This is a genomic window from Vibrio sp. Vb1755 (genome assembly GCF_033338635.1).
Classification (GTDB): Bacteria; Pseudomonadota; Gammaproteobacteria; order Enterobacterales; family Vibrionaceae; genus Vibrio; species Vibrio alginolyticus.
The window spans coordinates 21814-48414 of the sequence record NZ_JAWOTA010000013.1 but is presented as its reverse complement, the minus strand read 5'-3'; the positions used below and the strand labels follow the sequence as shown (position 1 = coordinate 48414).

Annotated in this window: 20 protein-coding genes; 9 read left to right on the top strand and 11 right to left on the bottom strand. The window is 44.6% G+C overall.

Annotated features, from left to right (window positions below):
- Positions 1-43: 43 nt before the first annotated feature.
- Positions 44-964 carry an HDOD domain-containing protein gene (locus tag R7E00_RS13100; RefSeq protein WP_025766846.1) on the bottom strand — a complete coding sequence of 307 codons (921 nt, stop codon included), beginning with the start codon at positions 962-964 and terminating at the stop codon, positions 44-46.
- 369 nt (positions 965-1333) lie between these two features.
- Between R7E00_RS13100 and R7E00_RS13095 the strand changes: the two genes are divergently transcribed.
- Complete coding sequence (locus R7E00_RS13095) at positions 1334-1921, top strand: TfoX/Sxy family DNA transformation protein (protein WP_005378007.1); 588 nt, start codon at positions 1334-1336, stop codon at positions 1919-1921.
- A gap of 193 nt (positions 1922-2114) precedes the next feature.
- On the opposite strand, the gene R7E00_RS13090 is transcribed toward R7E00_RS13095, so the two are convergent.
- From R7E00_RS13090 to R7E00_RS13080, 3 genes are all read right to left on the bottom strand, one after another.
- Positions 2115-2663, bottom strand: a complete 549-nt coding sequence (locus R7E00_RS13090) for a hypothetical protein (protein ID WP_005378006.1) — start codon at positions 2661-2663, stop codon at positions 2115-2117.
- Positions 2664-2954: 291 nt separating this feature from the next.
- Positions 2955-3452, bottom strand: coding sequence for a response regulator (locus R7E00_RS13085; protein ID WP_005378005.1), 498 nt, complete (start codon positions 3450-3452; stop codon positions 2955-2957).
- The gene (locus tag R7E00_RS13080; RefSeq protein ID WP_262606118.1) at positions 3449-5389 is read right to left on the bottom strand and encodes an ATP-binding protein; all 1941 of its coding nucleotides are present in this window, start codon (positions 5387-5389) and stop codon (positions 3449-3451) included. Before R7E00_RS13080 ends, R7E00_RS13085 begins: the two co-directional genes overlap by 4 nt.
- A 186-nt stretch (positions 5390-5575) precedes the next feature.
- Between R7E00_RS13080 and R7E00_RS13075 the strand changes: the two genes are divergently transcribed.
- From R7E00_RS13075 to R7E00_RS13065, 3 genes are all read left to right on the top strand, one after another.
- Complete coding sequence (locus tag R7E00_RS13075; protein ID WP_005393205.1) at positions 5576-6844, top strand: DUF945 family protein; 1269 nt, start codon at positions 5576-5578, stop codon at positions 6842-6844.
- Positions 6845-6982: 138 nt separating this feature from the next.
- Positions 6983-8077 (top strand): 3-phosphoserine/phosphohydroxythreonine transaminase, encoded by a 1095-nt coding sequence (gene serC / locus R7E00_RS13070; protein ID WP_074191151.1) that lies wholly within the window; start codon positions 6983-6985, stop codon positions 8075-8077.
- Between the two features lie 83 nt (positions 8078-8160).
- Positions 8161-9492 (top strand): D-serine ammonia-lyase, encoded by a 1332-nt coding sequence (locus tag R7E00_RS13065; RefSeq protein ID WP_074191152.1) that lies wholly within the window; start codon positions 8161-8163, stop codon positions 9490-9492.
- A gap of 97 nt (positions 9493-9589) precedes the next feature.
- Here the strand turns inward: R7E00_RS13065 and cydC are convergent, their stop codons facing one another.
- From cydC to trxB, 3 genes are all read right to left on the bottom strand, one after another.
- Positions 9590-11311 carry a heme ABC transporter ATP-binding protein/permease CydC gene (gene cydC / locus R7E00_RS13060; RefSeq protein WP_074191153.1) on the bottom strand — a complete coding sequence of 574 codons (1722 nt, stop codon included), beginning with the start codon at positions 11309-11311 and terminating at the stop codon, positions 9590-9592.
- Positions 11304-13091 (bottom strand): heme ABC transporter permease/ATP-binding protein CydD, encoded by a 1788-nt coding sequence (gene cydD, locus R7E00_RS13055; RefSeq protein ID WP_046874822.1) that lies wholly within the window; start codon positions 13089-13091, stop codon positions 11304-11306. The genes cydC and cydD overlap by 8 nt, the downstream gene beginning before the upstream one ends.
- A 103-nt stretch (positions 13092-13194) precedes the next feature.
- A complete protein-coding gene (trxB, locus tag R7E00_RS13050) occupies positions 13195-14154 on the bottom strand; it encodes a thioredoxin-disulfide reductase (protein WP_005393195.1) in 960 nt (319 codons plus the stop codon).
- 359 nt (positions 14155-14513) lie between these two features.
- Here trxB and R7E00_RS13045 point away from each other — a divergent pair, with 359 nt between their 5' ends.
- Positions 14514-15170, top strand: coding sequence for a 2OG-Fe dioxygenase family protein (locus R7E00_RS13045; RefSeq protein WP_074191154.1), 657 nt, complete (start codon positions 14514-14516; stop codon positions 15168-15170).
- On the top strand, positions 15154-16389 hold the full coding sequence (locus R7E00_RS13040) for a cysteine desulfurase-like protein (RefSeq protein WP_074191155.1): 1236 nt from the start codon (positions 15154-15156) through the stop codon (positions 16387-16389). The genes R7E00_RS13045 and R7E00_RS13040 overlap by 17 nt, the downstream gene beginning before the upstream one ends.
- Before the next feature lie 89 nt (positions 16390-16478).
- Here R7E00_RS13040 and R7E00_RS13035 read toward each other — a convergent pair whose 3' ends face one another.
- Complete coding sequence (locus R7E00_RS13035) at positions 16479-17303, bottom strand: DUF2797 domain-containing protein (protein WP_074191156.1); 825 nt, start codon at positions 17301-17303, stop codon at positions 16479-16481.
- 336 nt (positions 17304-17639) lie between these two features.
- Here R7E00_RS13035 and R7E00_RS13030 point away from each other — a divergent pair, with 336 nt between their 5' ends.
- Positions 17640-18977 carry a GGDEF domain-containing protein gene (locus R7E00_RS13030; RefSeq protein WP_006742609.1) on the top strand — a complete coding sequence of 446 codons (1338 nt, stop codon included), beginning with the start codon at positions 17640-17642 and terminating at the stop codon, positions 18975-18977.
- 141 nt (positions 18978-19118) lie between these two features.
- On the opposite strand, the gene R7E00_RS13025 is transcribed toward R7E00_RS13030, so the two are convergent.
- The 3 genes from R7E00_RS13025 to R7E00_RS13015 form a co-directional block, all read right to left on the bottom strand.
- A complete protein-coding gene (locus R7E00_RS13025) occupies positions 19119-20489 on the bottom strand; it encodes an SLC13 family permease (RefSeq protein ID WP_005395853.1) in 1371 nt (456 codons plus the stop codon).
- Positions 20490-20708: 219 nt separating this feature from the next.
- Positions 20709-21443, bottom strand: a complete 735-nt coding sequence (locus R7E00_RS13020; RefSeq protein WP_031780501.1) for a vancomycin high temperature exclusion protein — start codon at positions 21441-21443, stop codon at positions 20709-20711.
- A 154-nt stretch (positions 21444-21597) separates the two neighbouring features.
- On the bottom strand, positions 21598-23286 hold the full coding sequence (locus R7E00_RS13015) for an NAD-dependent malic enzyme (RefSeq protein WP_074191157.1): 1689 nt from the start codon (positions 23284-23286) through the stop codon (positions 21598-21600).
- A gap of 213 nt (positions 23287-23499) precedes the next feature.
- Here R7E00_RS13015 and R7E00_RS13010 point away from each other — a divergent pair, with 213 nt between their 5' ends.
- Entirely contained in the window at positions 23500-25851 is a 2352-nt protein-coding gene (locus R7E00_RS13010; protein WP_074191313.1) for a helicase-related protein, read from the top strand.
- A gap of 288 nt (positions 25852-26139) precedes the next feature.
- Positions 26140-26517: a hypothetical protein gene (locus tag R7E00_RS13005; protein ID WP_005377965.1), complete on the top strand. Its 378-nt coding sequence runs from the start codon at positions 26140-26142 to the stop codon at positions 26515-26517.
- Positions 26518-26601 lie beyond the last annotated feature (84 nt).

Here is a 26601-nt window from a genome sequence, read left to right as displayed (position 1 = left end):
GAATCGTTTTATCACGGATAAGGTATTATCAGAAAACGATAAATTACAAACCGCTAGCATTGAGTACAGCACGGATTTGATCATTGAAGTCAGTATCACTCATGTTACTAAGTTCATACAAGACTTCTGCACCAGTTAAGTTGAATTCAACTTCGTGTTCGTCAATGCGTTCATCGTGATTGCGAAACATCAATAAATGATGCGCAATTCTAGCGATGTCGAGATAACTCACTTCTGGTCGCGTTAATTCGTATTTTTCGTTTGAGGATACTTCTCTGAAGTCGTTGTCAAATCCCCAACGCTCAAGCACTAGTTTACTTGTGGCAGAACAACGTGTTTGGAAGATTTGCAATGCAATATCTGGGTCTAAGTAATTGCCCCTATCTAAGTACAAGTGGTACTCATTAATTAGGCAAAATAACCCAATATCGGCTAATAGACCGACCAATAACGCCTTTTCTTGCTCTAGATGGCCATAAGTGCCTGGCTCGTGGCTACGAAACGATTGAACCAACATCACCATGACGGCACCGAGCTCACGCGATATCGCGGCACTCTTCACCAAGATGGCATTGCATTCTTTAGTGAGATTAACTGAGTGTTTAAGTTGCTCAATCGCTTGTGCGGTAACAATATCACGTACACGAAGTATTCCGAGACGAGATACCGCTGTAGTTAAGTCGTTGCAGGTGATATTTCTGCGATTGAAAATCACAGAGTTAGCGACTCGTAAAACGACCGCTGCTAATCCGGGATCTTCCAATAAACAGTTAGCAACATCGGCAATCGTGGTGTGTTCTTCGACACATAACTGCTGAATTTTAAGCACGACATCAGGAATAGGAGGTAACGAAATCTTACCCGTGGAGATGGACTGTTCTACCAGCTGAGCAAACTCGGATTCCAGTGCGTTTATAAGCTTATCTTTATTATTTGGCAGCCAAAAAAATGATAAATGTTCCATTGTGACGCGGTACTTGAGATCTTTCGTACAGTGTACCCTTACAGCGTATTCTTTATCAATTAAATGCGTATTATGTGCCCGTAATTGCCAGCGAGATCATAATGATGGCGCGTTTTAGGCATGCTATGCGTCAAAAAAATATCACCACACAAACAATAAGTGTGAAACTAATCACGTATGCAGAATTTATACTTTTTTATATGTGACCTATGTCCTAACTTATTTTTCAACGTTAAGTATGATTAAGCAAGTTGGTGAGCACAACTCACAAAAATATCGCCAACAAATCGACATTTATAATTCGCTATAAGCTGCTGTTTATCTGGTGACATCGCTAATCGGGGTAATTTATTCAGATTAAAGAGGTCAATGGACATGACAGACCAAGCTTTTTTTAAATATGTACGCACCTTCAGTGAGTACCAAAAACGTTCTATGTTCGGTGGTATTGGTTTATTCACCGATGATGCTATGTTTGCGCTTGTCAGCAATGATTGCTGCTACTTACGTGGTGGTAATGGGCTAGATGAAGTGTTTACTCAACTGAGCTGTGAGAAGTATAAGCACGTCAAAAAACAGACGACGGCAACCGTAAATTATTATGATGTAACCGATTTATTTGAATCCGGATATGTAGGGCTTGATGAACTGGTACAGAAATCAATTGAATACTCAATTAAGGAACGGAAATATCAAAAGTCCTCTGCCAGTAGACGCTTAAGAGACTTACCCAACATGCAACTAACCCTTGAACGTATGGTCAAGAAAGCCGGTGTTGATGACGTAGAAACCTTTTTAGAACTTGGACCTGTAAAAGTCTTCAACAAAGTTAAAACGGCTTACGGTAATGATGTTGATGTAAAGCTACTGTGGAAATTTGCTGGTGCAACTGATGGCGTACATTGGAAACTGATCCAAGAGCCGCGTAAAAAACAGTTATTGGCACTGTGTGACTAAGCGAAGCTGATCGCACAATGATTGACTCGTTTCGATGGAGTTAGCGGGTCGTAAAGGCAAGTGTGAAAAGCGGAAAAAGGACGTTGAAGTTTTTTACCACTTCATTGAGTTAGTCATTAAATTAGACAAAAAAACCGAGGCAGAGACCTCGGTTTTTGTTTTTTTAATTTGCTCTTTTCTTATAGCACAAATCTTAAAACTTAAAACGCGTAGTGAACATTACCTGATCACCGTAAAAATCGTTGATACGTGCTTCAGCACCCAAAGAGAAAAGCTCTGTTGAATGGAATCGAGCGTAGGCAGAGCCAGTCCAATCGTCATCGTTATCGATAGAAACGTAGCCGACTTTGCCGCCTACTTCTAATTGAGGGCCCAACCATTGGCGAACACCTAAGTTAAGCTCCATACCAACATCTGTGCTGCTCTCATTCGAAGGTTGCACAACGCGCATTAGCATTTCACCAGTAAGATCTGCCCAGTTGTTTAGCGGAGAATGGAAGCCAAAGCCTGCAGCTGAGTCAAAATCACTTTCAAACTCAGAGTCAATACGAGCAATAACATGCGCGTTCGGGTGAATTGATTTGCTGAATCCAGCACCAAATGTCACAGGACTTGCGCCAATACGTGCTTCGAAATAGTCGTAGCTAAAGTTGCTCATAGTTGCTGGCGCATTGCGATCGTTTGCAGCTAGGGCATGGCTTGATGCCACTAGTAAGGCAGCGGCTAATAGTGTTTTACGCATAACTAACGATAAACCTTGTTCATTATTTCCATGGATTCAAGCAACCACTTGAACCGTAATCTGATTTGTCCGACATCATAATAAAAAGGAAGGTCCACGACCAACAAAAATGTGTCGATGTTTTGTCAATTAACTTAATAGTTCCTTGGTTTAAGCAAAAACTACGCCATATACGTAGTGTCCGAGAATTTCACTCGGACAAGTAACGATGTTTTTCTAACCTCATTCGACTATGCGAGGTTAGGTGGTGCAATGAGCATCGTTGAGTTCAAGTTAGAACCAAACACTTTATTACTCGCCAAAGCTTGCTCTTCTTTCTGCCATGGCGTTGAGGATTGCCTCAGAATCAAGGATTTGAGTCCAGGATAGCAGGTTATCATCATTCTCAATCACAAACGCGGTAAGCTGAGACACGATTGCCTTTCTCAATGCTTCACCTTTCCAAGGTTTGGCAATGTAATAATCGAGACTCGCGTTATTTACGGCTTCTACGGTGTCTTCCAAACCAGCTTGTCCTGTGAGTAAAACTTTGCGCGCTGCTTTTGTGTCACCATTTTGACTGAGTTCGATTAAGAAGCTGATCCCAGTTTGTTCCGGCATAATGTGGTCACATAAAATGAGCGCAAGCTGAACTTCTTCTTCCGCCATCTCCTCAATCACCTGCCGAGCTTCAGTCACCGATTCCGCTCCTTCGACGACAAAGTTCTCCTCGAAGGGAGCAAGATCTTGGAGCACGCTATCCAAGACTTCTCGTTCGTCATCGACACATAAAATTAGATACTTGGTCATGTTTCATCTCCTTTTTCGATGACTGGTAACCAGACGGTCATTCGTGTGAACTGGCCGATCTCTGATTCGACGTCAATCCACCCTCTGTGTGCTGTTACGATTTGCTGGCAGATGGACAGCCCGATGCCTAAGCCAAAGTTACCTTCTTTTTTTGTGGTGAAGTTCAGCTCGAAAATGGCGTCTCTTTGCGATTCAGGAATGCCACATCCATTATCTTCAAATGAGATAACGGCATAATGTGTGTGCTCTTTTTCTACAAGGCGTGTTTGTATGTTTAACACCCCTTTTTCTGGAAATGCGTCAATGGCGTTAGAGACCAAATTCGTCCACACCTGTTGGAGTGCGATCGGTTGACAAAGGATGGAAGGCAAGTTTGCATAGTCGGTTGAAACTTGGTGCATTTTTAATTTGTTCTCGAAAATCACCAAGGTGTCTTCAATACCTTCATGAATATCAGCATAGTGCTGGGTCTCATCATCTGAGCGTGCGTAACCTTTAAGGCTTTTCACCATATCTGCAATTCGCGCAGCACAGACGTTAATCGAGCGAAGAGTGGAACCTGCTTTGTGGTATTGCTCAAGAGTATCGAGAACATGAGAAGACACTTGCTGTTTTTTCGTTAGTTGAGTGAGTAACTCGTGATCTGACTCTAGCCCAAGGTTCACCACTTTCTTAGCCAGTGTTCGGTCTGGAAGGGCATGATTAAGTGCTTTAACGCGTGATCTGAGCTCTGCGGTTGAAGCGGGTTTTGAGGTTTGCGCTTTGCTCAGTAATTCAATGCCTTTGGTTTGTATATCGGAACTTGGCGCATCGTTAAGTAATCGTTCTAGCGTATGCGTTAAATTCTCTACGCCCCTCAATATCGCGGCTACTGGATTGTTTAGTTCGTGGGCTACTCCCGCAACCAATTGACCAAGCATCGCCATTTTTTCTCTTTCAATGAGCTGCTGGTGGGCTGATTCTAAAGATTCGAGCGTTTTTTGAAGTTGCAGTTTGGTGTTGATGCTTCTTTGCAATCGGCGGTTGAAGTGGCGTAAAAGCAAGTTTGTAAAAAGAGGCAGTAAGTTTGAGTCGCTTTGCATCACTTTATTGAATACGTTGCGATCGAGTTTGATAACTTCTGTTTTGGTTAGTGTTAGAGCTGTCGAGAAAGAACATTCCCCAGTAACAAACGACATGCCTCCGACAATATTCCCTTTGTTATGGCGTACAACCTCTCGCTGCATGCCTTGCTCATCGCGCTTGTACAGAGCCACTTCACCTTCGGTGATAAACCACAAAAAGCAATTTGGCTCGCCTTCCACGGTTAATAAGTGTTCAGGTGAGTATGTACGGCACGCTCTTGTTTCGTCATTATCTTTGAAAAATTGTTGGAGAGCTGAGATCACTTGCTCGGCCAACTCAGCATCAGACATCGAGTGGTAGTCGTGTAAAAAGCCCGCTTGATAATGGCTCATCTGATTATTGATGTGCGCTCGCAACAAGCTGTGATGATCCAATATCTGACTGTAACTTAGCAGGTCTTCTTTACCGTTTCGCAATATAAATTGGGTTAGCTCTTTTTGCACTGTGTTAAATAAGACGTGATCTGGCAAAGGTTTAGTGAGGCAGTGGTCGAGCCTGCCCTCATTAACGGCAGTGAGAATTGCCTCTATATCAGACGAGCAGCTAATAAGAATTTTTCTTGCTTGCTCGGTATGCGGCATCCGGTCTAAACCAATAAGAAAATCCACGCCATTAAAATGAGCGTGATGGCTCGCTATGACTAAAGCAACAGTCTGTTCTCTTTCTTCCAGATACTCTAAAGCGCTTTGAGCCTCTTCTATCGATTCGACAGAAAAAATATCAAACTTACTTGAGAAGGCAGACAGCTCCAATCGAAACTGTTCAGCACTGATTGGGTTGTTGTCGAGACACAACACAGCATAACGATTCACAGATGTTTTAGCTCCGGTTAAAACTTCGCCACGCAAACTTTAACAATAAAAGGACATGATGAGTGGGAGCCAAGTATGATTCCTGATTAATGGACTAGAATAAGCATCAATAGTCTGATTTGTCTCAATGTTTTCTCCGCAGGTGGTTTGGGGTAGACTGACCGAAAATACCTAATAAGTGACGTTATGCAAAATCTTAAAAAAATCGGCGCCATTGGTGGTGCTATCTCATTAGCGCTGTGTTGGCCATTGGCTGTCGGACAAATTGGTCAGTCCATCATTGAAGATGGTATTACCAATATGAATGATGAAATGATTAAAGGCGAAGTGGTCGAGTATCAGCGTGGCTATTTGTCTTCAGTCGTGCTGACTCGTTATTCAGTTGTTGACCCTGAGCTTAAAACGCAGCTAGAGCGTGATGGTATGCCAACGACGTTTGACGTAACCAGTGATGTTAGCCACGGTCTAACAAGCCTAACAGCAGATTCAAAATTGGTGGACAATGACTTTTTGCCTCTCACGATGCATAGTCAGACTCAACTAAATGGCAATACGGCATTCACCCTTGACCTAGACAGTTGGCATTATCGTAACGAAGCGCAAGGTGTTTCTGTTTCTACAAGCCCTGCAAAAGTGACAGGGGATGTGACGGTATTGGGTGATCTCAATTACCAAGTTTCTGTTCCTTCTGTTCAAGTGGATTTTGAAAACGGTGAAGAGCTTCATCTGAATGCATTGACAGGTCAGGGTAAAGGTAAGCAAGCAAAAGGCTATTGGCTGGGTGAGCAATCTTTTTCTCTAGAGAAGCTGGATGTGGTTGATTCGAACTTAACGCCTGTCTTTTTGATTGAGAATGCGAGTTACCGTGGCAACACTACGATGAATGAGTCTGGTGATAAGCTGAACAGTCAGCTGAACCTAGATGCTAAGAAACTGCGTTTAACTGATGGTACGGATGTCGATAACTTTAAGTTGGATTTCTCAATTGCAGATGTGGATAGCCAGTCATTTGACCAAATTATGTCTATCTATCAAAGCTCTCCAATGTTAGACGAGCAGGAAATTGCGAGCTTATTGCCGCATGTTGACACGCTGTTTAGCAAAGGTTTTGATTTATCCGTGAATGAGCTTTCACTTGCGTTTGGTGACGGTAAGTTCCATAACGAGTGGCAATTATCCATTCCTGAAGGTACTGACCACATTACTCAAGACCCAATGAAGTTGATGACGGCGACTACTGGTGAGCTCAGCACTTACTTCTCTGACGAATTAGTGACGCACTACCCATTTATTCAAGAAGGAATCGATGAGCTGCTCATCATGGAGCTGATCGAGAAAGTTGAGGGCGGTTATCAACTCAAAGCAGAAATCGGTGAAGGCAAATTGAAGTTCGAAAATGGACATGAGTTCCCATTGGTGGCGCTACTTATGCCTGCCTTGATGCAACAACAGTAGCCAAGTATTGTTGCGGAATTAATCCAATTTAACGCTTAGTCTTTAAAAAGAGGTCGTAAGACCTCTTTTCTTGTTTTTATCGCTGCGAAAACGTGATATTAATTTCGTAATATTTACATAGCAGGAGCAATGAGCATCATGGAACAAAATACGGACAACGTATTTAACTTCAGTGCAGGGCCAGCAGGTCTGCCTAAAGCAGTTATGCAGCAAGCACAACAGGAACTAATTGATTGGCAAGGTCTTGGTACTTCGGTCATGGAAATCAGCCACCGAAGCAAAGAGTTCATCAAAGTTGCAGAAGAAGCCGAGCAAGATTTACGTGATCTTCTGAATATTCCGGACAACTATAAAGTGCTGTTCTGCCAAGGTGGTGCTCGTGCTCAGTTTGCTGCTGTTCCTCTAAACTTACTTGGTGATGCCGAGACGGCAACTTACATCGACGGCGGTTATTGGGCTGAAAGTGCGGTAGCTGAAGCGAAGAAATACTGCGAGCCAGACGTATTTGATGCAAAAACAGAAATCAACGGAAAAGTAGCCGTTCTACCTGCAAACGAATGGAAAATTGCTCCAGAAGCGGCTTACGTGCATTTCTGTCCAAATGAAACCATTGACGGTATCGAGATTAACGATCTTCCTGTCACCGACAAACCAATCGTTGCTGACATGTCTTCGACGATTCTTTCTCGTGAGATTGATGTATCGAAATACGGTGTGATTTATGCGGGCGCTCAGAAAAACATTGGTCCTTCAGGCATTGCTATCGCTATCGTGCGCGACGACTTGTTAGGTATGGCGAAGCAGGTACTGCCAAGTATCTTGGATTACACTGTTCTGGCTGAGAAAGAATCAATGTTCAACACGCCACCAACCTTTGCATGGTACCTGTCTGGCCTAGTTTTTAAATGGTTAAAGGCGCAGGGTGGGGTAAAAGCGATCGAGCAAGTGAACCGCGATAAAGCCGCACTACTGTATGATTACATCGATCAGTCTGATTTCTACCGTAATGGCGTGCACTCAGCAAACCGTTCTTTGATGAATGTGCCATTCCAACTTGCGAAACCTGAACTGGATGCGACGTTCCTTGAATTAGCCGATGCCAAAGGGCTGAAATCACTAAAAGGGCACCGAGCCGTTGGTGGTATGCGAGCTTCCATTTATAACGCCATGCCGCTAGAAGGTGTACAAGCGTTAGTCGATTTTATGCAAGAGTTTGAGAAAAACTACGCATAAAATCAAATTCACTGTTATTCATGAAAGCGTCGCAATTGCGGCGCTTTTGTTTATCTCAACTCACATCACTCCAGGAAGGTAAAATGACCAAGGCGAATATTGAAGCGCTGATCAAGCAGTTCCCACTCTTGGCGCCACTTATCGATCTTAAGGAGGTTTGCTGGTTTAACCCAAACATAACCTCTTTAGCAGAAGGTTTGCCCTATGTGAGGCTAGATGAGAAAGATATTCAAGCTGCGAGTGAACGGCTAGCACGATTTGCGCCTTATTTGATGAAAGCGTTTCCCGAAACGGAAGCTTCGCATGGCATCATTGAGTCTTCTGTGGTGGATGTTCCCAAGATGAAATTGCGTTTGGAGCAGCAATACGATACGCCAATATTGGGCCGTTTAATGCTCAAAAAAGACAGTCATCTGCCAATTTCTGGTTCTATCAAAGCGAGAGGTGGCATTTATGAAGTGCTCACCCATGCAGAAAAGTTGGCGTTTGAAGCTGGCTTACTCTGCGAAACCGATGATTACAGCAAATTGTTCAGCAATGAGTTTCGGCAGTTTTTTAAGCAGTACAGTATTGCGGTTGGGTCAACGGGTAACCTCGGTATGTCCATTGGTATCATGAGTGCAAAGCTTGGTTTTTCAGTCTCGGTTCACATGTCTTCTGATGCGCGGGAGTGGAAGAAAAATAAGCTCCGATCACATGGCGTCAAAGTGGTGGAGTACCAGCAAGACTATGGTGTTGCCGTTGAGCAAGGTCGTAAAGAAGCTGAGCAAGATCCTAGCTGCTTCTTTATTGATGATGAAAACTCGCAGACGTTATTTCTAGGTTACTCTGTTGCGGGTGAGCGTCTTAAGCAGCAGTTTGATGACTTGGGAATCGTGGTTGATGAGCATCATCCGCTCTTTGTTTATCTACCTTGTGGTGTTGGCGGTGGGCCTGGTGGCGTGGCATTTGGTTTGAAAGTCGCGTTTGGTGATCATGTTCATTGTATTTTCGCAGAGCCAACGCACTCTCCGTGTATGTTGTTGGGCGTGCATACCGGTTTGCATGACGAGATTGCGGTACAAGATTTGGGTATCGACAACATGACCGCTGCTGATGGATTAGCAGTAGGGCGTGCGTCGGGATTTGTCGGTAGAGCTATGGAAAGGCTAATTGATGGCTTTTACACCATTGATGATGCTCGTATGTATCACCACTTGGGTGAGTTAAGTGAACTAGAAGGCATTAACCTAGAGCCTTCTGCATTAGCCGGTATGGTTGGGGTAGTGCACGTCTCGAATAATCATGCTTATCAGTCTCGAATGCAATTTGATGAAGAAAAACTCAGAAACGCAACGCATCTTGTTTGGGCAACAGGTGGAGGCATGGTTCCGGAAGAAGAAATGGCGGCTTATCTCAAAAAATCAGGTCGGTAAATTAGCCCTGTATACGTACTTAACTAGGCAATTAACAATACAGGAATGACAAAAGGGCTCATCGTTTGATGAGCCCTTCTCGTCACTGAATATCGAATTATAGAGACTGTAATAGCTGGTAGTAACGACCTTTCTGAGCGAGTAGCGTTGGATGATCGCCTTGCTCGATGATCTCACCTTGTTCCATCAAACAGATGCTATCCATGTTTTCTAATTCTATAAGTCGGTGTGTAATGAATACCACTGTCTTATTAGCAAAGTGCTCATTGAAAAGCGTCATCACTTTTTGTTCCGTACGCTTATCAAGGCCTTCAGTCGGTTCATCTAAGAGTAGGATTGGGGCATCACGTAGCAATGCTCGAGCAATACCGATTCGGCGTTTCTCTCCACCAGATAACTGACGACCACCGTCGCCTAACCAAGCGTCTAACCCTGGAGCCTCAAGAAGGCCACCAAGTTCGACTTTTTGAAGAATCTCAGACAGTCGCTCATCACTTGCTTCTGGAGCGGCCATAAGTAAGTTGTCACGCAGTGTTCCATTCAGTACATCAACGCGTTGACTGACCACTGTCATTGCTTCTCGCAGGTCAGACTCGCTCCAATCTTGCAGTTTTGTACCACCGATTCGAACTTCACCTTGGTTAACATCCCAGTAGCGACAAAGAAGCTGAATGAGTGTTGATTTACCTGAACCTGTTTGACCTACGATGGCTGTTTTAGTGCCCAACGGTAGTGAGAGTGACAAGTCTTTCAGCACCTTTTGCTGACCGTCAGGGTAAGTGAAGCCAATGTTGTCGAATTCAATGTCTAACGTTGTGTCTTTATATTTTGATTGCTCAGGGAAGACAACGTCAGGTTCAGCCAAAATTACTTCATTTAAACGACGAGCAGAAGTCAACGTTTGACCCAGGTACTGGAACGCGCCCGCAATAGGCATCAAAATTTCAAAACTTGCCATCGTTGCAAATGCAAACAACGCAATCCAAGGATCAGGAGCACGACCTCCTACGCCGTCTGCAGCAAACCAAAGCATCACAACCAGTGTAAGACCGTTCACAAGCATAAGAAGGCCTGAAGCCATGCCCGTTAAATTCGCGTTCACAAACTGATTAGACAAAAGCTGCTTTTGCTTCTCTAGAATGAGATTGCGATAACGCTCTTCTGCTCCAAAGATACTCAGTTCGCTGTAGCCTTGAAGCCAGTCCAGAGTCGCCACTCGCAACTGCGCTTTATGATGAGTGAGGTTCTCGCCATTGTTTTTACCCAGTTTATAGAACAGCACCGGCCATACAAACAACATGACGGTAAGAATCGAACCAAGCAGCAGGGCGAGATGCCAGTCAAAAAATGCCAGGACAGCCGTTAAACTTAGTATCCCAAAAATACCAATCACGACAGGGCTGATAAGTCGAAGATAAACGTGATCCATCGCATCTACGTCCGCCACTAGGCGGTTGAGCAGATCAGCATCACGCATCGTAGAGACACGACCCGGAATCAGTGGTGCAAGTTTCTTAAAGAAGAAGATACGTAGATCGGTCAGTAACTTGAACGTCGCATTGTGGCTGACGACACGTTCTCCCCATCGACCTGCGGTTCGAGCCATTGCAGCGCCGCGTACCCCGGCACCTGGTAACATGTAGTTGAAGGTCTCACGAGCAACCGTCAAGCCTGCCACCGCTGCGGCTGAAATAAACCAACCCGATAACGTTAATAAGCCAATAGATGCAGCTAAGGTCAGAAATGCCAATAGCATACCTAGCGAAAGACCAAACCAATGTTTCTTATAGAGTTTTAGATAAGGGAGTAAATCACGCATCTAAGTTCCCCTTGTCTGTTTCACGTTGTGCGAGGTTCGCTTCCAACATGTCTTTAAATAAGCCATCTTCTGTCGACAGTGTGTCGTAATCACCACGTTGAACAATCTGGCCGTCCTGCATAACAAGAATTTGCGATACGCTTTGTAAAGGTGCCAACTGGTGAGTAATCATCAAATTCGTTGTGGCATGTGCGTACTTGTTAATGCCTTCCATGACGAGTTTTTCACTACGAGCATCTAAGCTTGCGGTCGGTTCATCTAATAACCAAAAACGACCATTTTGTAGCATAGCGCGAGCCAACGCTAAACGCTGGGCTTGGCCGACAGATAAACCACCAGAGCGGTCAGATATCGGGTAATCCAACCCATGCATTTCAACAAATTCAGCAGCATGAGAGTCATTCAAAACAGAATGAACGTCTGCATCTTGAATGTTGTGTTTGCCTAACGTGACGTTATCTCGAATGCTGCCATGTAATAGCATTGGGTTTTGACCAATCCAGCTTACGGCCTCTCGCCATGTGGCGAGATCCAGTTGTGACAATTCACAACCATTAATCTTCAAGCTACCTTGATAAGGCATGAAACCGAGGATGGTGTTTACCAAGCTTGTTTTACCTGCGCCACTTGGTCCAACTAAAGCCGTACTTTTGTTGGCTTCAAGAGAGAAGGATAGGGGACCTGCGAGCTGCTTACCTTCCGGACTAAAAATGGTTAACTCGTCCGCTTCAATATGGATGGGACTACTCTTATCTAACGCTTGGGTGCCATCTTTGACTTGATCGACTTCCAAATCCAGAAACTCGACAATGCTTTCTGCTGCGCCAACCGCTTGCTGTTTCGCATGATAGAACGTGCCCAAATCACGTAATGGCTGATAAAACTCTGGCGCAAGAATCAGAATGAACAAACCAGCAAACAGCGTAACACCTGTGCCGTAGTAGCCGAAATCGAGCTCTCCGATATAACTAAAGCCAAAGTAGACGGCGGTAATTGCGATAGAAATGGAAGTGAAAAACTCTAAAACCGCAGAAGATAGAAACGCGATTTTCAGAACGTCCATGGTGCGAGTACGAAAGACTTCCGAAGCACCCTTCAGAGTTTCAGTTTCAGATTTTGTTCTATCGAATAAGCGAATGGTCGTCATTGCTTGCAAGCGGTCATAAAAGTGACCGGACAAACGCTGCATCGCTTTAAAGTTTTTACGGTTTGCTTCTGCGGCTTTCATCCCAACCAGTGCCATGAAAATAGGCACTAGTGGTGCTGTGACGAGGAAGATCAAGCCTGCCGCCCAGTTTACTGGGAATACGACAACCAAAATAATGAAAGGCACTAGTACCGATAATGACATCTGAGGCAAGTAGCGAGAGAAGAAATCTTGCATATCTTCTACCTGCTCTAAGATGAGCGTCGCCCAGCTGCCGGCAGGTTTGCCTTTGATGTAAGCTGGCCCAAGTTTATGAACTTTATCTAAAATGAGTTGGCGAATATAAACTCGAATTTGCTCACCGCAACGGTAACCGGCAAGCTCTCGACCCCAGGTACAAGCAGCTCGACCGATAACCGTGCCACCAAGCCCAACAAAATGCCAAATGAGGTCGGCTTTGTCGACTTGGTCAATGATTAACTGGTGCAGAATGGAGGCGAGCAGGGCTGCTTGAGCCAATAAAAACACGCTTGAAAGTACGCCTAGGCCTATCGCAATCATAAGCCAGCGCTTGGCTAACTTACTTTGTTGCTTAAGCCACTTATTCAAGCTGCTTTGCTTTTTCTTATCCATCGTGAAGGCTTAATGATAATTGTTTTAATGAGGCGGTAGTATACAAAAGAAAACCCAGCGGGAATACCGCTGGGCTTTAAGGATATGACACAAATGTGAAAAGTTATTTGTCACCAAGTGAGTCTAAGAAACGCTCAGCATCTAATGCCGCCATACAACCTGTACCTGCAGATGTGATAGCTTGACGGTAGTTATGGTCCATAACGTCGCCTGCTGCAAATACACCTTCAATGCTAGTTTGTGTCGCGTTGCCTTCTAGGCCAGACTTAACGATGATGTAGCCATCTTTCATGTCTACTTGGCCTTCAAAGATTTGTGTGTTTGGCTGGTGGCCGATCGCAATAAACGCGCCCATCACTTCAAGGTCTTCAGTCGCACCTGTGTTGACGTCTTTAATACGAACGCCAGTTACGCCCATGTCGTCGCCAAGTACTTCATCGAGAGTTCGATCGGTATGAAGAACGATATTACCGCTTTCAACTTTATCCATCAGACGTTTCACAAGGATCTTCTCTGCACGGAATGAATCGCGGCGGTGGATCAGGTGAACTTCTGACGCAATGTTAGATAGGTAAAGTGCTTCCTCAACAGCAGTGTTACCACCGCCCACAACTGCAACTTTCTGATTACGGTAGAAGAAACCGTCACAGGTTGCACAAGCAGAAACGCCGCGACCTTTAAATGCTTCTTCAGACTCAAGGCCAAGGTATTTTGCTGATGCACCTGTAGAAATAATCAATGCGTCACATGTGTACTCGCCAGAATCGCCTTTTAAACGAAATGGGCGTTGTGATAGTTCTACTTCGTTGATGTGATCAAACACGATCTCAGTTTCGAAACGCTCGGCGTGCTCTTTCATGCGATCCATCAATGCAGGACCTGTCAGACCTTCAGCGTCGCCGGGCCAGTTTTCAACTTCAGTAGTGGTGGTTAGCTGACCACCTTGTTGCATTCCCGTCACAAGCACAGGGTTTAGGTTGGCACGCGCTGCGTACACGGCAGCTGTGTATCCTGCTGGACCAGAACCAAGAATTAATAGTTTACAATGTTTTACGTCGCTCATTATGGCTCCAAAAAGGGCTGAACATTTCCCTCGATTGTATGGAAATTCTTAGTGCTTTAAAAGCATAAACAACGATTGTGATCGAATAATTGGTTATAGATTAGAACCCACTAAAGATTGATAAAGAACGTTGACTTCTAGCATAAAATTCTATTCGTAGTAGAGAAGTCTAGTTTCAAATATCGCCAAAGCGCAAAAGTGAAACATGGCTCTGTATTTTTGCTTTGAATTGGTTTGTTATGTTGTTTTTGTTATTTTGTTGAAGCTATCAACGTTAAAAGCTGGCAATTGCAGAATATTTGCGTAACCTAGTGTGTAAATTAAATGTTAATTAATGTGCCTCATTAAAGGAGACAATGATGTTACATTCACGTGAGAATACTCTGCATTTAACACAGCTCAGCATGGCAGCAATAGAGCAGCTTTCCCCATCGTTTGAAGAACTGCCTCGTACCGAGCATGCAGATGGTCAGTATCGACTAAGACGTTATTCTGTGGTTGGTTTTGATAATGGCAAAGTCATTGACTTAAACAAAAACAGCTTTGTTCAATCGTCTGATATCAACCGATTCCAAGGTGATGTTGTAAGACAATTTGAGCCGATTGAGAAGGATATTCTCATCAGTGATGGTTTCCGAGAAATGTGCGAATTGTTTGTCAATGCGAATCATCTGCCTAACGGCCAGGAAATAGAAATTCACCAAATCCGAATCACAGCGCTAGAAGAAGAAACTCAAGTGGCACCTGAAGGTGTGCACCAAGACGGTTTTGATCACATTGCAATGGTTGGCGTAGGACGCCATAACATCATTGGTGGTGACATCATGCTGTACAGCAGTCATAACCAAGCCCCATTTTTCCGTAAGGTGTTAGAAACGGGTGAGGTTGCAATATTGGCAGACAGTAAACTGTGGCACAACGCGTGCCCAATCCGTTCTGTCATTGATGATGAAGCGGGTCATATGGATGTGTTTGTACTCACGGCTACGGATAAGCGCAATGAACTTCAATCTTAATCTGATCAGAGAGCAGTTTCCGGCGCTCGCTCAATACCATAACGACAAACCTGTGACGTTTTTTGATGGTCCAGGCGGGTCACAGGTACCTCAATCAGTGCTAGACAGCATGGTGGGATATTTAGGTCGTTTCAACGCCAACTTAGGCGGGCATTATTTTTCTAGCCAAAAGACGGTTGACGTGATGCAAAATGCACGCGAGTCAGCGCAAGCTCTGCTAAACGCGCCGTCATCTGGCAATATCGTCTTCGGTGCGAACATGACATCGTTAACCTTTCAGCTTAGTCGTGCGATTAGCCGAGATTGGCAAGAGGGAGATGAGATCATTGTTTCTGCTTTGGACCACTATTCGAATGTGTCCAGCTGGCAACAAGCGGCAGAAGATCAAGGCGTTACGGTTCATCAGGTTCGTATCAACGAAGATGATTGTACGTTGGACTTGGAGCATTTAAGCAGTCTTCTTTCTGATAAAACGCGCCTTGTAGCGGTGACCTATGCATCGAATACGACTGGTTCTATCGTGGATGTGCAGCGAGTAGTAAGCATGGCGCATAACGTCGGGGCACAAGTTTATGTGGATGCCGTTCATTACGCGCCGCATCACTTGGTTGATGTTCAAGCGTTGGGTTGTGACTTTTTAGCGTGCTCTGCTTACAAGTTTTTCGGCCCGCACGTTGGTATTGCTTACATTGCCGATCAGTGGCTGCACAGTATTCGTCCGTACAAAGTCGAGCCTGCAACCAATATTGGCCCAGGCCGATTTGAAACGGGGACGCAAAGTTTTGAAGGCCTTGCTGGTGTCGTTGCTGCGGTTGAGTATCTGGCTCAATTTGGTGAAGCCGGTTTACCTCTTCGTCAACGATTGGAGCAAAGTTACCAATTGTATGAACAACATGAGCAACGCTTGAGTGAGCGTTTCTTACAGCGTCTGAGTGCACTAGATGGTGTCAATCTATTTGGCATTGCGAAAGAAGATAGCCAACTCCGCACACCAACTTTTGCGCTAACATTCGACCTATATTCTCCAGAATTCATCGCGAAAACGCTGGGTGAACACAACATCTGTGTTTGGAACGGCCACTTTTATGCGCTGGGTTTAGTTCGTCAACTTGGTCTAGAAGAGTCGGGTGGTGTAGTACGAATTGGTTGCATGCATTACAACACAATAGAAGAAGTCGATATGTTGTTCGATGTACTAGAAAACATCCTTGATGCGTAACTGATCATATCTTCCTGATAGAAAAACAAAAGCTCGAGTCAAACTCGAGCTTTTTCGTTTTTATTTCAATAAACCAGCCACATACGAAACTAGGCGCTTATTTCCACTTCATAGGAAGTGAATTTTCTTACGTTGATCACGCCAGTGTCAAAAATGAGGTATTGACCTTTGATGCCTTGCAAAGTGCCAGTAACAACCGGGTTTTTATCGAAATTATGCGAGGTGATCTTAGTTGGGTGCTGTTGCACCGGATAGCTAAGGTCGGTAATGCTTTCGCTTAATATTTCAATTGCATCTTCACCGAATTGCTGTTTTATCTCAGCAATCTTGTCTTCGACTAAAGGTAATAGCTCAGCAAAACGATCTTGCAGTGCCATTGGTTCACCATCGCCTTTCAGCAGTGTGCGCCAATTGGTTTTATCTGCGATGTGTTTCGCCAGTTCAACTTCAATTAATCCGGAGATATGTCGAGTTTTTACCTTAAAAATTGGCAAACCCTGAGTCGCACCTTGATCAATCCAACGAGTTGGGATTTGCGTATGACGAGTGATACCAACTTTTAAGCTGGATGTATTGGATAGGTAGACAAAGTGATCCACCATGCAGTTCTCTTCGCCCCATTGTGGCTCGCGACAAGTCCCTTGGTCGTAGTGGCAAGTCTCTGGCTTCATGATGCACATATCGCAGCTTGCTAGCTTTTTCATACAGACAAAACAATGGCCTTGCGAATAACTCTTTTTCGTTTTCTTACCACATGAGCAACAAAAAATATTGCCCGTGTGAGTCAGTGTGAGCGTTTTACCCAGAAACGGCGATAGATCAATTTCTTCCTCACCAACAGGTAGACGGTAACTGACAGCACCGTCCAGAGATGCACGCATTTTATTTAGCGTACCAGTTGCAATTAATGACATGACATTACTCATTATTGTGTTTTTGCACAGTATATCCGAAGTGGTGATGAGATGCAGGGTTGACAGGCACATTAAAGCGAAATGTATCGCTCTGAAATGTTATGCACTGGCCTTCATGGGTTAGGAAATACGGCTGTGAAATGCTTCGCAAATAACAAGTGAACCGCATTTTTGAGAGATTTAAAAACGTGATAACGGTTCAAAACACGTTACCATGTATCGAAAGTAAGAACGAAAGCTAAAAGTAATTTTGTTTCTTGATAAATGACTTTGTTTGAAGTTCGAAAAATCATTGAGTACATTGTGTTGTATATAAGCTGAGCAGGTCACTCGCCCATGAAGTGGATCCATAAATTTATCTTTGCCCTCTCTATTTGCACTATTAGTTTGGTTGCGCTTTATAGTGTTCTTGGCGATACACGAAAGCTGACCATTACACCAGAACATTTCAATATCTATGCGACTAAAGACGCCAGCGAAGGTGGCTTGAGTGAGGCTGATATTTTTTACGATAAGCAAAGCCTAGTTCTCAGCTGTGACTTAAAGCAAAGCTCGTATGCTTGGCCTTATTGCGGAATCTCTGTTTATACCGATTCCACAACGCCAACACAGGGGATTGACCTTTCCAATTACCATACGATTCGATTGAAAGTGAGATATGAAGAGGCGGGGGTGGGGCCCAATCCGAGCCATGATTTGCGTTTATATCTGCGCAACTATAACCCTGAGTATTCCAAACCAGACGACGAGTACACTATTAAATACAATGGCATGCAGTTTTCTCCGTCCGGTTCAAACGACATCATCGAAATTCCGATTAAAAATTTACAGGTGATGACGTGGTGGTTAGTAGACAACAAAGTTGCGATTGAACACTCTGCACCTGAATTTTCAAACATCACACGTATTGATATCGCGACCGGCTCTGGTGCGGCACTTGGCGAGCACAAAATTGTGATTGATAAAATTGAGTTTGAAGGCGCTTACCTTGCACAAGAAACGTTACTGTATGCGCTCTTACTCTCTTGGATGGCGCTTGGACTGGCATTTTCGCTGCACGAATTACGAAAAAATCGAGTCGCTTATGAAAAAGCGAAAAAACGTCATCGTCATTTAGAGAAGGTGAATGGTACGTTGCGAGCTCAAAACTATGAGTTTGCAGAGTTGGCGCATCGCGATGCGTTGACGGGAGCGATGAACCGTCACGCAGTGCAGCACTGGCTTGAGCAGCAATCACGGCAAGTTCGCTGGGGGCATAGTACATTCAGTATCCTTTATATGGATTTGGATAAATTTAAGAAGGTGAATGACAAATTTGGGCACCAAATGGGGGATGACATATTGCGCGAATTTGTCATGGTGGTGGCAAGTTCCATCTACCCAGATGACCGACTTGTTCGTTGGGGAGGAGAAGAATTTGTTGTATTTTGCCCTGACACCAATATTGATCAAGCTGTGAAGAAGTCGGAAATGATTCGCAAAAATGTGGAGAGTCATTTGTGGGTACACGGTGAATCATTAACATGCAGCATTGGCGTTGCCCAAATGCAAAATGAACGCGTCTCAGAAACCATGGCGAGAGCAGACGAAGTGCTTTACCAAGCGAAGCGCAATGGTCGCAACCGGGTCGAGGTTCATTATGGTTTGCTTGCCTGCGAAAAGAAGCAAGCCTAACGATTCGTCACTCAAAGGAATAAAAAAAGGTGGCCAACTGGCCACCAAGAGGGAAACTGCTGAACACCACTTAGGGGGAAGTTTGGGTCATCGATATGATTACCGTGAGCAGCAGTGTAGTGCTAATCGAACTTGCTGTTTTTACCAGAACAACCAAGCGAAAAGCGTTAGTGCAGCAATACAGGCAATGTTTAAGACGAAACCAATTCGCATCATTTCTTTTTGCTTGATATGACCCGTACCGAACACAATCGCGTTTGGAGGTGTTGCAACTGGTAACATAAATGCACAAGATGCAGCGACGGCAATCAATGCAGAGAGAATGACCGGAGACATGCCTAAGGCCTCTGCGATGGTTGCAAATACAGGGACCAGCAGTGCAGCACTAGCGGTGTTACTTGCAAACTCAGTCAAGAAGACAACAAAAGCAACCACTGCAAGAATCGTTAGAAGAATACCGGCTTGCTCAAGGAAGCCTGACAAGCTATGAGCCAAAAATACGCTTGTTCCGGTTGCTTTTAGGACGTTACTCAAACAGATGCCACCACCAAATAGGATTAACACACCCCAGTCGGTTGTTTTCTCAATATCTTTCCACTCTACAGCGCGAGAAGCCCCAAGCAGAAGGATCGCACCTATTGCTACAAGGGTATCGAACTTAGCGAAGCCACCCAGCATAGCGTTAATAGGCTTACTGAAAATCCACAACGTGACCGTCAGTAAGAAAATCGCCAGCGTAATCATTTTGCCGTTTGTCCACTCGACTGGTTGATGGTCAAGGTCAAACTTGTGGCTAAGGTCAGGCTTAGTCATGGTGTACAAAACGAGAATAGCGATTGGCATTAGTACTAATGAGATAGGCACACCGAGCTTCATCCACTCAGTAAAACTTAGGCCGACTTCAGCTGCTGCAATGGCGTTTGGTGGGCTACCAACCAGCGTTGCAATACCACCAATCGAAGCGCTGTAAGCGATGCCGAGCAGAACAAACAAAAAGGTGTTGTGGTTTTTCTTGGCGTCTAGCTTTGTCATCACACCCAGTACAAGGGGCAGCATCATAGCGGCAGTGGCGGTGTTTGAAATCCACATTGACAGGCCAGCACTCACACCAAATAGCATGAATACAGCGACAGACATTTTGCCTCGTGCGAGTAACAGCACTTTATCAGCAATAGCTTGGTCTAACTTCTGTTTATGCAAAGCTGCAGCAAGTGCAAAACCACCTAAGAATAGAAAGATGATGGAGTTGGAGAAGTTGTTCAGTGCGGTCTGAGTGTTAAACACGCCTAAAAATACCGCAAGTAATGGTATGAGTAGCGCGGTTATGCTGACGTGAATCGCTTCGGTTAGCCAAAGAATAGCAACAAAAACTAAGATGCTCAGGCCGGTTACTACTTGTGGCTCAAAGGGTAGGGTATTAAACAAGATAATGAACAATACGATATTCGCGTTCAAAATCATGCTGTTGCGAGTGAAGAACCAGTTCTTCAATGTCACAGCGAGTGCGGTCATGGGTAGTGCTCCTTTTGCATTGCCTTTTGTCGGTTTTTTTATGGCAAAGTAACTGACTTGTAGTTATTTATTGATTAAATGTTACTTGGAATGCAAAAAAGAGTTTTGCCTGAATCGTAGAGCAAATTAGAAAATGTGATGTTGAGAATTGGAAATGGGTAGAAAACTACCCATTTGTTTTATAGAAATGTTATTAGCCTTGTGAGCTGCGTGATTCCTCTATTCGACGGGAACTTGCAGAGGCTCATTAGAGATTTTTTCAGGCTCTTTTACTGCAACGATAGGCTCTTGAGGACCAAGAAACTTGGGCTGCGTATTAATAATGTAGAGGTCTAAAAAGGCTTTCACACGGGCGAGCAACTCTCGAATACGCATTGATGTTTTTTGTTTGTTTGTCGTAGGTCCTGCTACCGCAAGACACTGCGCATCAATGTTGTAAGCATCGGCAATAAACAGCGCTCGCTCACAATGAAAGCGCTGAGTCACAATCAGAAAGCGCTCCGAAGCAAAAATCTTTTTCGCCCTCACAATCGAATCTAGAGTACGAAAGCCAGCATAATCAAGGTGAATCACTTCCTCAGGCACGCCGGCTTTAAGTAAGTCGCGTTTCATCGTCCACGGTTCGTTGTAGGAGCGATGGGCGTTATCGCCACTCAATAAAAACTGTTTTACTTTGCCTTGGTTGTAAAGCTCAATCGCTGCATTAATGCGATGAGTGTAGTAAGTGTTGAGGATCTTACCGATGTATTTACTGGTACCGAGAACCACAGCAACCTCATGTTGAGGTATTTGTTCGTATTCAGTGAAAATGCTTTCTTTGGCTTGTAAAACCACCCACCGGTCGATGGCAATAACAGAAACAAGCAGACTAAGTACAGAGATCGACAAAATCAAAGCAAGTCGCTTCCAGGAAAATTTCAGCTTCCACTTTGATCTTATGCGAGAAAACAACAAAACGTTTTATATCCTTAACTAAAAATGTAGTTCTCATCATATCTGATAGAAACAAAAAGAGAGAAGCCCATTTATGCCAAAATCTGGTTAGGATGATAAAAAATTAAAAGCCCCTACATGGTAGGGGCTAATTATTAAACGAAATGTCTCAAGCTTAGAACGCAGTGCGTTTGTAACGACGGTAAACCGGCTGCCAGAACGATTGTTCAATCGCCACGTTCAATGCTTCATCAGTAATTTCTAACGCCACACCTTGCTCGATTGCCTTCTTACCAACAGCAAACGCGATCTTTTTCGATACCGAGTGGATCTCTTCCAACGGTGGAAGTAGCGCACCACGACCATTGATTGCTAAAGGTGAGCATGTTGCGAGCGCACGGCTTGATTCCATTAGCATCTCGTCGGTGACACGTTTTGCGTTTACAGCAAGTACACCAAGGCCAATGCCAGGGAAGATGTAGCTGTTGTTACATTGTGCAATAGGGTAAGTGCGACCTTCATGAACCACAGGCTCAAATGGGCTACCTGTTGCAACCAGTGCTTCACCATTTGTCCAACGAATGATGTCGTTCGGTGTTGCTTCTACGCGGCTTGTTGGGTTCGACAGTGGGAAGATAATCGGACGTTTACAGTGTTTATGCATTTCTTCGATGACTTCTTGGCTAAATAGGCCAGGAGCACCAGAAACGCCAATTAGTACCGTTGGTTTGGCGTTACGCATAACGTCGAGTAGTGAGAAGCCATTTCCTTCATTTTCCCACTCTTTCGTATTGATATGCTTTTGCACCAAGCGTTGTTGGAAATCAAGAAGGTTAGGCATGCCTTCTTGCAACAGACCCCAACGGTCAACCATGTAGACTTGTGAGCGAGCTTGCTCGTCAGAAATCCCTTCCGATACCATTTGTGCGATGATCGCTTCTGCGATACCGCAACCAGCAGAGCCAGCGCCCAAGAAGGTGATACGCTGTTTAGACAGCTGAGTGCCTGCTGCTTTACAGGCGGCAAGTAGAGAGCCAACAGTAACGGCCGCCGTGCCTTGAATATCATCATTGAAGCAGCACACGCGATCTTTGTAACGCTCAAGAAGAGGCATCGCATTTTTCTGAGCAAAGTCTTCGAACTGGATCAAGGCATCAGGCCAACGGCGCTGTACTGCTTGGATAAACTCTTCTACAAATGCATCGTATTCTGCACCTGTAATACGAGGGTGACGCCAACCCATGTACATCGGGTCAGCTAAACGTTGTGGGTTATTGGTACCCACATCAAGCACGATTGGTAGCGTGTAAGCAGGGCTGATACCACCACACGCGGTATAAAGTGACAGTTTACCAATAGGAATACCCATGCCGCCGATACCTTGGTCACCCAAGCCAAGGATACGTTCACCATCTGTCACAACAATCACTTTAACGTTGTGGTTTGCTGCATTATTCAGCAAGTCGTCAATACGGTCACGGTTCGGATATGAAATGAATAGACCACGACCACGGCGGTAAATGTTAGAGAAGTTTTCACATGCTGCGCCGACAGTTGGCGTGTAGATGATAGGCATCATCTCAGAAATGTGGTTTTGCACTAGGCGGTAATACAGTGTTTCGTTGGTGTCTTGGATATTACGCAGATAAATGTGTTTATCCATATCGCTTTCGAAACTCTTGTATTGCTGGTAGGCACGTTCCACCTGCTCTTGGATTGTTTCGGTAGACTCTGGAAGCAAGCCTTCTAAGTTGAATGAACTACGTTCTTCAGCAGAGAATGCACTGCCTTTGTTCAAAAGAGGGGTTGCTAAAAGAGCCGGACCCGCATATGGAATATATAGTGGGCGTTTATCGTTGTTCATTGGGTGCCTTATGTAGGGTTGAAGGATGCGCACCAAATTTTAACGGGTTCACCATTTAGTTGTAAACATGCGTTGATGCACATCAATGTAATGTCGCAAAAAAACTCATATACCGCCGAAAATATCGGCAATATTGGTTGTTTAGAGATACCTAAAGCAGGATTTTTTTACTTGGGTATAATGTTCTGCATCATCAAATCAAATCCAATTTCTATGTTTCAACTACCTATCGACAGCCTGCAAGCTGAGTTTGACCAACATGTGAACCAAAACCATCTCGTGGTGGAAGCCGAAACCGGGTCAGGTAAATCTACCCGTTTGCCTATGTGGGCGACAAAACACGGACGCGTGCTGGTTATTGAACCACGTCGAATTGCTTGTACCTCGCTGGCTGAATATCTTGCGGAGCAATCTGGTGAGCCAATAGGTCGCAAAGTCGGTTACGCGATCAAGCTTCATGCCTACTTTGATGAAAAAACCGAAGTTGTATTTGTGACTCCGGGAGTCGCACTGCGTTGGTTTGCGGAAAACAAGCTAGCAGGCTTCGATATCGTGATAGTGGACGAATTTCACGAGCGACGCTGGGATATTGATCTATTAACCGCAATTTTGAAGCAAGAAAATCAGCATCGGTTGATCGTCACTTCCGCTACGCTGGAGGGTGAAAAGCTAGCGCGTTACCTGAATGCGAAGCGTCTGCGATCTGAAGGGCGTTGCTTTCCAGTCACAGTGACACATCGTTCTTTAGACAGCCGTTATTTACCGAATAAGAAGGGATGTGAACAAGAGGTTGTCAGAGCGGTAAAAGAAGCATTGGAAGATGAAGATGGCGATATTCTTGTTTTCCTGCCTGGACGCAAAGAGATCACCCAATGTGCTCAGATGTTACAAAGTTGCGGCGATGTCATGGTGGTCAAACTTCATGCCTCGGTTAGTGATGAAGAACGGCACCGCGCGTTAACTACGCAAAAACAACGAAAAGTCGTATTGGCAACCAATGTTGCGGAAACCTCCTTAACGATACCTAACATCCGAGTTGTCATTGATAGCGGCTTAGAGCGTCGAACCATTCAACGTAACAGTCGCACAGCTTTAACGCTGACCCACATTTCTAAGGCCAGCGCCGCGCAGCGAATGGGGCGGGCGGGCCGTGTTGCTGAAGGAGCTTGTATTCGTCTATATGGTGAACACGCGCCTTTAGAATTAGTGACGCCTCCAGAATTGCACAGAGAAGAGCTCGTCGAGCCCATGCTGGCAGCGGCTTGTTGTGGATATCGTCTTTCAACACTCGATTTTCTCGACTCAATTCCTCCAAAGTCGCTAGAGGCATCTCATTCGACGCTGTTATCTATGGAAGCGATTGATGAGGATGGCAATGTCACGCAGCATGGGAGAAAAGTATATCCACTACCCATTGATGCACTGTTTGCCGATCTTGTTACCAGAATTCAAGCGAAGCCAGAGAAGGAAGCAATGATTGATTTGGCTGCCGCCTTATCTGTGCCTGCGCAGCTCTATCAGCGACAAAGTGGCGAAGTCGCTGAGCTTCTATCTCAAGAGGAGCCATACGGATGTGATGCCTCTTTGCTTATCCGTTTGGTTCGGGGGGAGCGACTTCCGGGCATTGTCATTGATGCCAGCGCACTCGAAGAGGCACAAGGTTTAGCGAAACAAATGCGAGAAGTATTTGAATTACCGGAACTTGACGTTGCCTCTCGATATAACCGTGAAGCGCTCTTTTTCTCCATCGCCTCATTACACCCTGAGCTTGTGTTTGTCCGACGAGCTCGTCGAAGAGATGCTCTAGGAAATGGAGTAGTCGAGATGCTGGTTGGGCGTAACAGCCGCTTTCCTGATAAAGAAGAAGCGGCCATTGTGCTAGATAGCCATAGCGTGCCAGGACGAGGTGTTAAGCAAACACTGAACCTCGCATCGGTTATGATGCCTATCCCGCTGACGTTATTACGCGAACTTGAGCTAGGGGAGTGGCAACAAGGTGAGACGAATTATGAAGAGGAGACGCCAAGAGCAACGATGCATTTTGTCTACGCCGGACGAACAATCTGTACTGAACATCAAGCGTTAAAAGGTGATGTGGCAGTTCAGTCTATTGTCGAAATGATAGAAGACGAGACACTGTTACCAGGTTTTGCTTCTCAAAGAAAACAGCAAATACAACATTGGAAGCTCTATAACGCATTGGGCCTTAATGCCGGAGAAGAAGTTAAAGATTTGGCTTCATTGACATTTTTTAGCTGGTTAAAAGAGCAGTTGGAAACATTAGGCGTTGAAAACATCGATGATATGGCGTTGTTTGAACCAGAAGACTTAACATTTAACGGTGTTCCAGAATGGGAATACGACGATTTCACGGAGCAGTACCCTTTAGAACTTTCGCTGCCAGAACTCCAACTAGATGTCGAGTATTACGCGTCTCGCAAGCTGGTACAGGTCGTTTATCGAGAGGGAAACCGTAAGGGGGATCCAAAGCGTTGGGAGCTGCCACGCTGGGCTGGTTGGAAGATACAGTATAAAAAGGCCAGTCGAGTGATTGATGTGAAGTAGGTAGGCGGATGACGTTGTGACAAGAATTGATATTTTTTTGGTGAATCTATAATGATTTCATATTGATAGCGTTACTTACGTGTTGTTTTTAGTTTCTTAATTGAAATATTAATCAATTGAATGCTTATATATGGCGAAGCTGTACATCAGTTGTTACAAAGCTGGTTTTAATATTTCCTTTTGCATGTAAATTAGTGCATAAAAGACGAATGTTTTATATCCCATTGCTATATCAAAACAGTTGAACGATATTTGGTATATCTCATTTTCGAGTGTCGGGGGCATAGAATGGATCAACAAGGAAAGACGTGCATTGAATTCGACTACACTAGCTTTTTAGGGGCGACAGGTAGTAAAAAATGGACCTTTTTAGAGGCATTTGCCACCATCGCGCCTATTTTCGGTTTGATGTGGAAACAGAACATTGCGGAATTGAGCAAGCCTGAAGATCGGTTGTGGGATGCCGCATTAAAATCGATGTCTTCTCGTAAAAGTGATGAATCCAATTTGGTCCGCTTAACCCAGTTAGCTAAACATGAAGGGATCAATGAATTGCGAGTCGTTATGCCATATTCGCTCGATGTTCAGCAAATCGAGTACATAGAATCTCGTAGTCAGTTGAAGGTGGACACGTCAGAACAAGATGTCCTTAACATCAAGTTTTAGGCTGAGCATTTCCACTTCATCAATGTACCACTTAACAATAGTGCAATGAAAAGCGACCTCAAAGTAGGTCGCTTTTTTATTTTG